General features: G+C 30.3%; 12 protein-coding genes. 6 read left to right on the top strand and 6 right to left on the bottom strand.

The features are described 5' to 3' along the window. Nucleotides 1–1,050 precede the first annotated feature (1,050 nt). From C4B25_RS03070 to C4B25_RS03060, 3 genes are all read right to left on the bottom strand, one after another. A complete protein-coding gene (locus tag C4B25_RS03070; protein ID WP_131613588.1) occupies nucleotides 1,051–1,770 on the bottom strand; it encodes a hypothetical protein in 720 nt (239 codons plus the stop codon). 141 nt (nucleotides 1,771–1,911) lie between these two features. Next, a complete protein-coding gene (locus C4B25_RS03065) occupies nucleotides 1,912–2,418 on the bottom strand; it encodes a hypothetical protein (protein ID WP_131613587.1) in 507 nt (168 codons plus the stop codon). Nucleotides 2,419–2,543: 125 nt separating this feature from the next. Then, a complete protein-coding gene (locus C4B25_RS03060) occupies nucleotides 2,544–3,290 on the bottom strand; it encodes a hypothetical protein (protein ID WP_131613586.1) in 747 nt (248 codons plus the stop codon). A gap of 131 nt (nucleotides 3,291–3,421) precedes the next feature. Between C4B25_RS03060 and C4B25_RS03055 the strand changes: the two genes are divergently transcribed. Beyond that, nucleotides 3,422–3,910 (top strand): NUDIX domain-containing protein, encoded by a 489-nt coding sequence (locus C4B25_RS03055; RefSeq protein ID WP_131613585.1) that lies wholly within the window; start codon nucleotides 3,422–3,424, stop codon nucleotides 3,908–3,910. Nucleotides 3,911–3,991: 81 nt separating this feature from the next. On the opposite strand, the gene C4B25_RS03050 is transcribed toward C4B25_RS03055, so the two are convergent. From C4B25_RS03050 to dhaK, 3 genes are read right to left on the bottom strand one after another with little or no spacing between them, the layout of a single operon-like run. Further along, nucleotides 3,992–4,363: a PTS-dependent dihydroxyacetone kinase phosphotransferase subunit DhaM gene (locus tag C4B25_RS03050; RefSeq protein ID WP_131613584.1), complete on the bottom strand. Its 372-nt coding sequence runs from the start codon at nucleotides 4,361–4,363 to the stop codon at nucleotides 3,992–3,994. Then, the gene (gene dhaL, locus C4B25_RS03045) at nucleotides 4,363–4,953 is read right to left on the bottom strand and encodes a dihydroxyacetone kinase subunit DhaL (RefSeq protein ID WP_131613583.1); all 591 of its coding nucleotides are present in this window, start codon (nucleotides 4,951–4,953) and stop codon (nucleotides 4,363–4,365) included. The genes C4B25_RS03050 and dhaL overlap by 1 nt, the downstream gene beginning before the upstream one ends. Then, nucleotides 4,953–5,936: a dihydroxyacetone kinase subunit DhaK gene (gene dhaK / locus C4B25_RS03040; RefSeq protein ID WP_131613582.1), complete on the bottom strand. Its 984-nt coding sequence runs from the start codon at nucleotides 5,934–5,936 to the stop codon at nucleotides 4,953–4,955. The genes dhaL and dhaK overlap by 1 nt, the downstream gene beginning before the upstream one ends. A gap of 208 nt (nucleotides 5,937–6,144) precedes the next feature. Between dhaK and C4B25_RS03035 the strand changes: the two genes are divergently transcribed. From C4B25_RS03035 to C4B25_RS03015, 5 genes are all read left to right on the top strand, one after another. After that, complete coding sequence (locus C4B25_RS03035; RefSeq protein ID WP_131613581.1) at nucleotides 6,145–6,756, top strand: GntR family transcriptional regulator; 612 nt, start codon at nucleotides 6,145–6,147, stop codon at nucleotides 6,754–6,756. A gap of 88 nt (nucleotides 6,757–6,844) precedes the next feature. Further along, a complete protein-coding gene (locus C4B25_RS03030; protein ID WP_131613580.1) occupies nucleotides 6,845–7,582 on the top strand; it encodes an MIP/aquaporin family protein in 738 nt (245 codons plus the stop codon). A gap of 72 nt (nucleotides 7,583–7,654) precedes the next feature. Beyond that, nucleotides 7,655–8,281 carry a hypothetical protein gene (locus tag C4B25_RS03025; RefSeq protein WP_131613579.1) on the top strand — a complete coding sequence of 209 codons (627 nt, stop codon included), beginning with the start codon at nucleotides 7,655–7,657 and terminating at the stop codon, nucleotides 8,279–8,281. 89 nt (nucleotides 8,282–8,370) lie between these two features. Further along, nucleotides 8,371–8,571 carry a DUF2188 domain-containing protein gene (locus C4B25_RS03020; RefSeq protein ID WP_131613578.1) on the top strand — a complete coding sequence of 67 codons (201 nt, stop codon included), beginning with the start codon at nucleotides 8,371–8,373 and terminating at the stop codon, nucleotides 8,569–8,571. A 420-nt stretch (nucleotides 8,572–8,991) separates the two neighbouring features. After that, a partial coding sequence (locus C4B25_RS03015; RefSeq protein WP_210725173.1) for a ligand-binding sensor domain-containing protein occupies nucleotides 8,992–10,412 on the top strand: 1,421 nt, incomplete at its 3' end.

Here is a 10,412-nt window from a genome sequence, read left to right as displayed (position 1 = left end):
TCAGAACTTTAACCAAAACTGATTAATTTATCAGTAATCCTATTTTAGTAAATATTAAAATGTCATTAAGATCGGAACAGTTACTTGCCAATTATGTAATTTTCCTATTCACACATTAATAAAATAATAAACACCTTATGCTGTAGGTGTTTTTTTTATTCCATAAATATCTTAATTTTAAAAAAGGAATGTCGCCCTCAATATAATTAGAGACCGTGTGTGCCCATTTCATTAGAGACTGCCCAACATTAAATACTGTTTAGTTTTTTCAAAAATTTTATTTTTTTATGAAATTATGTTTTTTCTTTTTCATTTTTACAAAATACTTAATCATTGTTTAAAATCATCTTGGAAATGATACCTCATCTTCTTCCTGAAAAGTAAGAAAATCCAAATATTTTAAAAGATAAAAAAATCAAGCTATCACTCCTAAAATTCAACCCCCACAACTTCAAGGATCAAGGGTTGAATTTTCCTTGAATTTCCTTGAATTTCCTTGAATTTAAGGACTGAATATATTTTTATGGAAAAAGTTTGTTTTTTCACTAAATATGCATATATCCACACTTTTTTAATTTTTTATATCCTCTTTTTATGCTAAAATAATATAGAGATGGCCGGGGAAGTGAATTCTCTATAAAAAGCACTTAATATTGAATAATATTTTTCGATTAAAAAACTAGACATTGTAAACCTTAGAAAACTGTAAATTTTACTAGGCTTTAGTCGAAAAATGTTCAACACGCGCTATCTTGCATTCCAGGGTAAAACTTAGAATGGGAGAGAAAATTTAATTATTAATGATAATTTGTTATCTATAAAATTTCAACTTTGAATGAAATAATTAAAAATCCTAACAGAAAAGTTGTCGCCAAATTGTTTTCAACTTTTCAAATACATCATCATGTTTTAAGGAAATGAGGATTATATAAAACGCCAATTATATTTTCCACTTTAAATCAGATCATTAATTATTGTTGATGTACCTTTTAAATTAAATATTAGAATAAAATAAAAATAATAAAAAACGCTTTTAATAAAGGCGTTTTTTTATTTCTCACTTCTTTTACAAAATTCATTAAATTGTTTTATATTCCTAATATATCGAATACCTTTCGATGTTTCTTGGATTAATATGAATTCAGAGTTCTTAACTTGAGAAACGAATTCTTTTGCAAATGGAATGGAATTTGTAGTTACGAAAAAGTTATTTTGGGAATTATTCATAGTTTTAATTAATTCCTCGGTATCATCTTTAGACTCAATTAATTCTCTCATTATAATTTGCTCGGTAAATTTATTCACATATTCTTTGTCTTCTGCTATTCTAGATCCATAATAAATATAAGTTATAGCTCTTTTGAAGAATATGTCCGCAGGTATTTCATCAATTGTAATATCTTTTGCGAAATCCCCTTCATTGATTATTTGACGTATTTCTCTAGCCATAGCTAATGAATCAATCCCACATGAAGTTATCTTGAATTTTGCTTCACCTCTGAATAACTCTTCTAATGTTTTATTAAATTCATTAAAGACTCTCTTAATAAATAAAACTAAATTAGTTTGAGTTAGTTTATTATCAAATTCTTTCTCTGTAATTTCTTTTCTAATAGCTAATTGAAGAAATTCCTCAACACTATATATTCCTTGTTCTAATGTTTTCGCTATTAATGCTTTATCAATCAACTCATCACCAATAAATACTACATTTGTATTTAGAGCTGGTCATTTAACCACCTTATTTTTATACGTTAATCTCACTCTCATAATTACCTCTTTTAATTATTATTCTTTAATACAATAATACCTCATGACTTTAATAAAATCATTATTACAACTAGTTTTCTTAATCCTTTAATAAAAGTTTGATAATAACAAAATAAAAAATACCAACTAAAAGTGGTATTTTTATTCTTCAATAATAGTTTGTGACTTAAGTAGTTGCAAAATTTTTCTTAATGCTATTGCATATAAGGTTATTATCCCAACTCCAAACACAAATAAAATTATTTGTGTTGATAACACTATTGATCTTAATGTGTGATCACTTATGTTTGATTTTCTTTTTTGATTAGGTGTGTGATGCGCATTAATTAATGTGGTCATAACAGATAATCCCATTCTAACTAATAACAACCCTAATATAATCGCTAATAAAATAAATTGTATTTTTAATTTATATTCTGATTTGTTAGTGTTTAAGAATGCTAAGTCTTTCAATCCAAAAGCAACTATCACTATTGCAGCTAAGAATATTGTCATACTAATTGAAGCAATAATTAAATTCGCCGTTTTTCCTTTAGCACCAACCGATCAACTTATTACAGACATTAATAAGAACATAGATGTTAATGTTATGAGCGATATATAATATTTCTTCATATTAATCAGTTTCTTTTTGATTTCTTTTTCCATTTTTATTACCACCTTCCTTCTTAATAATTATATCACTTCTAATTTTTATTTTTATTTATGTCAAGTGTTGAATTACGCTTTTTGAATGATAAGAAAAAAGAGGGATGCCCTCTTTTCTTTTATTTTTAATAAGTTTCAACTTTACCATCTATGTATGTTTCAATAAGTTCTCCATCTTGTTTGATAATCCATGCAAATTCAATGATAAATTTTCTTTCTGAATTTTGACCACCTATTCATTTTGGAATGATTATAATTTCAAACTCAGATACATAATCTTCCTCAAATAGAATAGAACCTTCAGGTATTAAAATACCTTCTTCACTTAAGTTGATTCATCTTCCACCACGTTCATCTGTATTGATGTAGTGATCTCTTATATCTTCCGCTTGAATCCTATATGTAAAGCCCTCTCTCATTTCTAGGTCTTCATCATATAGAATAGGTCCAACCTTAACTCTAGCGGTTGTTCTAATGCCTTCATTACCATTTCTATCATCAACACTTACTTTTCTAGTTGCTCAATTGTAGTTAGCAATAGCTTTTTGTTCCACTTTCGTTAAGTTATGCAATATCTTATTGAAAGCAGCCATACCATTCCTTCTTTTTGTTAAATCTTCCTCTTCAAAGTGTTCTCCCTCAGAATCTCTTGCGGCAGGACAATTTTGGATATGCGTAGAATTGATAGTTCTAAAATAAGGTGGAACCAAATTAGAACTTCTTATAGAACACAATACCAAATCTGCATCACACGAAGGATTTATACATTTGAACTCATGTTCATATATAGCCCTTAGATGCGCATGACCATTTGGGATGTTTTGAATATCTTCATCACGTTTTTGCGTAACATTTCTTGCTTTTACCATCATTACCTCCAATACTTTTCTTACAATTAAATTATAACTCTAAGAAGTTATAAAATAAAATGGCCGGGCAATAAATACTTAGTGTAAGAAATAATTAACCCTCACTAATTCAACGACCCTTATATAATTGAAGTATGCAAAATACAAAAGATTATGTCATGGACATAAGAAAAAAACTAAATACACATGATGAAATTATGGTTCCTTCAGCAGCAATCATCCCTTTTAAAGATTCAAAAATAATGCTTCAATTAAGATCCGATTCAAATCAATGAGGTTTAATTGGCGGAGGTATTAATTATGGGGAATTGATAACAAATACTGCTATCAGAGAATTGAAAGAAGAAACAAATTTAGATGCTATTAATTATGATTTGTTGGGCATTTATTCGCAATTCAATATTGAATATGCCAACCAAGATAAAGTCAACGCTTTTACCGTCGCTTTTGTTTGTGAAGTGACTAATGAAAAAGAGTCCAAATTTAACGATGGTGAAACATTGGATGTTAAATGATTTACCATTGAAGAAATTAGAAAGTTAAATTTATGACATGAAAAAGTATTGGAAATTTCTGAAGATGCTTTTGAATTCTTAAATAATAAAAAGGTTGTAGTTAAATAAGTGAATTGCTTCACTTGTTTTTTTATAAAGTCTAATATTTATATAGGAGTTGTGAATTGATGTAAAAAAATAACCCTCCGGTTATTTTTTAAATACTTGCTCCTCAGCTGCGTTAATTACGCTTTTAAAATCTGCTCCAGCAAACATTAGTGTTGAAGCTGAAAAAGCCCCTTCCACAAAACTTCCATTAGATACATGAACATTATTTCCAACCAATGCTGCCGCAGCTTCAGAAGAAAGAACTGCTGAGCCAAGATCGCATATTATCAATGTATCTTCTTCATCTCTCTCGATAACTTCTACTATCTTTTCGTAATCAGTACCAATGCCTCCATCTGTATCGCCTCCTATAGCGAAAAGTTTAGATGCATCAGACGATTGAACCATCTTTAAAATATACTCCTTCGTTGCTTCCGCAAATGCATTAACATGCGATACAAGGATTATCTTCATTATAGCTCCTCCAAGAAGTGTCTTAAGATGATTTCGGAAGAGGCACAACCTGGATCTATAGTTCCAATAGATCTTTCCTTAAGAAATGAAGCTCTTCCTCTTAATGCCATCATTTCTTTTGTTGCATCCCTATATTTAATGATGTTTTCAATTAATTCTTCTTTAGGAATGCTTTTCTCCATATCATTAGAAAGATTTCTTCAAACATCATATAAAGTAGCATCTCCAATGTGGGACTTACCAAGTAGTTCTACCGCATCAGAAGCACCTTTAACGAATTTTGCAAGGTTTTTATAATTTAAGTCAGATGTTTCTAAGTTTTTAGAACCTTTAATGAATGACATTCCATACAGAGGTCCAGAAGCTCCCCCAACTTTTGACATCAATATTTTTCCAGTTAATGCTAACGCTTCTTTAAGTTCAATATCAGGTTTTTGTTCTAATGCTTCCATAACAAACCCAAATCCTCTTTTCATATTAAACCCGTGATCACCATCACCAATTTTATTATCTAAATCGGTAAGGAATTTTTCTTTCTCTAACAATTCTTTATTTATCTCAGTAAAAATTTCAAGTGCTTTCTTAGCCATTAGTTTCATCCTTTCGCATTTGCTTCATCATTCAATAGTGATTCTAATTCATCATCTAGTTTCATTAATGTTAGTGACATACCTGGCATTTCTAGTGAAGTCATGTAATTACCAACTTTATTTCATGCAATTTCAATACCTTGTTCTTTTAGATAATCAAATGCATCTTTATTAGCAACGTAAAGTTCCATGATTGGAGTTCCACCTAAACCATTCACTAATAAAGCAACTTTTGAATCTTTATAATCAATATCTTTCAATATATAGTCTAGTAACTCTTTAACTATTTCTTTTGAAGGTTTAACTGTTTCTTTTTTAATCCCTGGTTCTCCATGAATTCCTAAACCGACTTCCATTTCATCCTCTTTTAGAATGAAGGAAGGTGTTCCACTTTCTGGTGTAATGCAATGTCCTAATGACATACCCATTGTTCTTGTATTAGCAATAACTTTTTCAGCGATCCTTTTGACTTCTCCAAGATCCGCACCTCTTTCAGCAGCAGCACCAGCAACTTTATGAACAAATATTGTTCCTGCAATACCTCTTCTACCAGTTGTATATGTTGAATCTTCAACAGCAACATCATCGTTAACTATTACCATTTCAACTTCTTGACCTTCTGCTTCTGCTAACATTTTAGCTACTTCAAAATTCATAACGTCACCACTATAATTCTTAACAACCAGAAGTGTTCCTTTATCACTAGCTATTTTTTCCATACCACCTTGTATCATGTCAGGTGTTGGGGATGTAAATACCTCACCACAAACAGCAGCATCAAGCATACCTTTTCCTATAAATCCGGCATGTGCAGGTTCGTGTCCCGATCCACCACCCGAAATTAAACTTACTTTATTTTTATTGATATTTTTCTTATAAAGAGTTTGCGATTCTTTGTCTATTGCAACATCCTTATTTTCATTTGCGATACCTTCCATCATTTCTAAAACTACTCCTGAAGGGTTGTTTAATATTTTTTTCATTTTATTCTCCTTGAAATTTTTTTCTTTCCACCATTATTATAGTTTTATACTTGGGCATGTCTACCGATAACTTGGTATATACCACCATTAAATTAAACAAAATAGGTTATAAAAAAATGTGTAATAGGTGTATATTTTAAAAAATCAATTTTAAAAACCTAATGCATTTGGACCCATTATTAATATTTTATTAATATATAATTGTTTTATGGAACCAAACAACAAGAAAACATTAATTAGATATTTGATGAAGGGCATTTTTTCAGGTGAATGAAAAGAAGGTGATAAGATTTTCTCCCTCCAACAACTATCAATTAAATTTGGTGTTTCGAAATTAACCGCTGCAAAAGTTGTTTCTGAATTTGTAAGTAAGGGTTGATTAGACGCTCGCGAAAAGAAAGGTATTTATTTAGCACAAAATTTCTTCGCTTTATTTCCCCTATCTTTTAGAAAAATGCTTAACGTAGATGCTGATAAAGTTAATACTAAAGTGGCCAAGATAACTGAAGGTGTTTCTTCTTTAGATAAAGAATATCTTGTTGGTGATGAGATTGTAGCAACAAATTTCACTATTATAAGTTCTGATAAATTTGATATCAATACTTTCGATAAGAATAAACCTCTTCTGTTGAATTTAACAGAAATGGATATCACTCCACTTGAAATCGAAGAATATACGAGTTTCGAACTTACTGATGATGAAAGAAGTTTACATATTTCAAGAAGATTTTTTAACGAAGAAAAAGATATGTATTTAGTTGAAGAGTTCTTTATTAACCCAAGATTTTACCATCGTGAAGTAAAGACAAAATTCTTTTAATTCTAATTGGTATACACCACATTAAAATCATGCGGTGTTTTTTTACGCTCATAATTATTGTAGGGGTAATCCCAATTTAGGAGGAAGTATGACATGACAAATGTTTGTCGGAGAAATGATTGGTACTGCAATATTGCTATTAATTGGTAATGGAGTTGTAGCGAATGTTCTCTATAAGAAAACCGGCGGATCTAAAGGTGGTGCTTTTATGATTGCGTTTGGATGAGGTATTGCCGTGCTGGCTGGAGTTATGGTTGCCCAAGCAATTGGAGCACCTGCACAACTAAATCCAGCGGTAACAATGGGAATGGCGGTTCAAGGAGCTCTTGGCACAGGTTCTTCTGCTGTTGCACAATTCTTTGGATTAATCGGTGGTCAAATTGTTGGAGCCATTATTGGACAATTAATGGTTACTGCAATGTATTGAAAACATTCAATTGAAGAAGATGCTGAAACTATAAGATGAACTCATTGCACAGACACTACACAACCAAAAAGTTATTTAAGTAGTTTATTTGCGGAGTTTTCTGGAACTCTTGTTCTAGTTGGAACAGTATTAGTTATTTTTGTTGTTGGAAAACAACACGGAACTGTTTCACCATATATCGGTGGTTTACTAGTAGCGCTTGTAGTTACTGGAATTGGTGTATCTCACGGGGTAACTGGTTGAGCAATCAATCCAGTTCGTGATTTAGTTCCAAGAATTATGTACCAATTCACACCTTACAAAAATAAAACAAATGCAAATTGAAAATATGCATGAGTACCTGTTCTTGGACCACTTATGGCCGGAGCACTAGCGGGTGCATTTGCTAGATTAGCTTAATTGATTATTATTTAATAAAATGTGTTGTTTCTACAATACATTTTTTTAATGTCGTTAGTTTATAATTTGTTTATGAAATTAAATAAAACTTTAAAGTTAGGAACATTAATAATCGTTGCTTCATCACCGTTAGTAGCAACTATATCTTGTGGTTCTAAATCAACACAAAAAGAACAAAAGTTGGAACAAAAACCCACCTTAACAAAAGAGCAACAAGTGATTAAACAATATGAAATGAATAAACAAATACTTATAAAAAATAAGGGTATATATTTAAGAAATATACAATCGTATAAAAATAATATTTCAAGACTTAAAAAACAAAAAGAATCACTCGCTCATTGAGAAAAGGTTGAATCAAAAGATATATTAAAAAAATGTAAAGAGGAGCTTGAAAAAATAGATGAAAATATTGCGAAAGCAATAGAGGAAATTAAAAGAAAAATTTCATCATCCAAGAACTTACAAAGTTTAATAAGTGAAAAGAAAAAAGAATTTTTAAAAGATAAAGAAATAAACGAAGATAAAATAAAAGAAACAAATGATATTCTTTCTAAAATCGGGAGAGAGTTCAATATAATCGATAGCGACATAGAAATATGAAGAAGAAAAATTATTTTAGATACCAATAAAATGAATCAAGAAGCAACTCAACTTAAACAAATCATTACTAAGTTGAATACATTACAAAATAAATAAAAGTAACTATCAAAAACATTTTCTTGTATAACACAACAAAATATATTAAAATTATATTAATAGAATTAATACACATGAAGGGAGCGCGTATGGCTAAAGATGTAATGGTTGACCCACGTAAAGATGGATCATGAGCCGTAAGGACTACTGGTTCAGCAAAAGCTTTAAAGAAATTTGCTACACAAAAAGAAGCTGCTGAATATGGTAAAGAAATTGCTAGAAAAAATAAATCAGAATTCAGACTTAAAGGCGAAGATGGGAAAGTAAGAGAAAAACGTTCTTACAAATAAGGTGCTGCATTAATTATGCGGTATTTTTTTATATAAATATTTCTCCTCATTTCACGATTACTAAACATACTCATTGCCAAAAAATGTTTTAAACACCTGAGTAACACTTTTGTTGCGAAAAAAACACTTTGTATTTTACATTAGAAAATCAAGGGATGCCTTTAAAAATTGAAATTTCGACTCAATTTCTCTCTATAGGATTGAGAATTACAATGCAAGATTCAATTAAATATTCCTTATAATAAATTTAATTAATGAATTAAGGATAGTTATATTTCATGCCACTTCAATAATTTGAATAAGAAATATAACTTAAGAAAAAATAAAAATGCCAATTTTATAACGCCAACAATTTCGTGTATCTCTTTTATATCTGAGTACACATATTTCTTTTTTATAAAAATGGCTCTAGGGAGAGAAATGAAAAAAAATAAGAAATTTATATTATCAATGGGAGTTATTGCTTCAGTTGCAATACCAACAATAGTTACAACAAACCTTATAAACAATTCGAATAACAAAAGAAATGTTGGTTTTTTAAATAAAACTAGCATTAACAATGGGATTAACGCTTATACAAGCACAACTAAAACACAGCTAGTAGCTCCGAATGTTAAACCTGAATTAAAAGATGTTGTTAGTACTGATATGAGATCTGGTTTTATGACGCAAACAAGTGATGGGTCTATATATGTAGGGACGTTTAAAGATGGTCTTAAGAAATTTGTAAATGGGAAACTTGTGGATGTTGATAGTACTAATGTTACGGGTGGTTTTATGACACAAACAAGTGATGGGTCTATATATGTAGGGACAAAGTCCAATGGCCTTAAGAAACTTGTGAATGGGAAACTTGTTAATCTTGACGGGACTACAGATCAAGCACACGAAACACTTAGTGTTGAGAATGGTTTTATTACACAAACAAGTGATGGATCTATATACGTGGGGACACATGAGAAAGGGCTTAAGAAACTTGTAAACGGGAAACTTGAAGAAGTTGTTAAAGCTGATGTTGGCTGGGGTTTTGTGACACAAACAAGTGATGGGTCCATATATGTGGGGACACTTTATCGTGGTCTTCAGAAACTTGTAAAAGGAAAACTCGTAGATGTTGATAGTACCGATCTAAGATCTGGTTTTATGACACAAACAAGTGATGGGTCTATATATGTAGGGACATATGATAAAGGACTTAAGAAACTCGTAAACGGGAAACTTGTAGATGTTGATAGTACTAATGTTACGGGTGGTTTTATGACACAAACAAGTGATGGATCTATATACGTGGGGACATATGATAAAGGGCTTAAGAAACTTGTAAACGGGAAACTTGAAGATATTGATAAAACTGATGTTGGGGCTGGTTTTATAACACAAACAAGTGATGGGTCTATATATGTAGGGGCGTTTAAAGATGGTCTTAAGAAACTTGATTTCGCGAAAGTTGCAAAAGTCAATGAAACATTTGTTAAAAATACATATGATAATGTCGAAATAAATGTTGATCCATCAAAAACAATAAAAGAAATTGTCAAAGAGATTAAAGATCTATCTTCATTAGAAAAATACACGAACATTAAATTACCTAAACTAAATTATTCAACCATCGGTAAAATTAAAGTTTCTATTGACTCAACAAACCAGGGTAAGCTTATTTTAGAGGTTGAGGTTAAAACTCAATCAGGCATCGTGCACACTATCAAAACAAATCTTTCATACTTTAATCAATTAAAATTAGTTAACAATAATTCATTCAATATATTAATTGGGAATAAGAAGATTGTTAATCAGGGCACAAACTCAGTTTCAATTATTGCTGATGAATTAAATAAAGGAAC

This window comes from Mycoplasma todarodis, assembly GCF_004335995.1.
GTDB lineage: Bacteria > Bacillota_I > Bacilli_A > Mycoplasmatales > Metamycoplasmataceae > Mycoplasma_K > Mycoplasma_K todarodis.
Note: the sequence above shows the minus strand (reverse complement) of the source record. Positions and strands in the feature narration are given on the sequence as shown.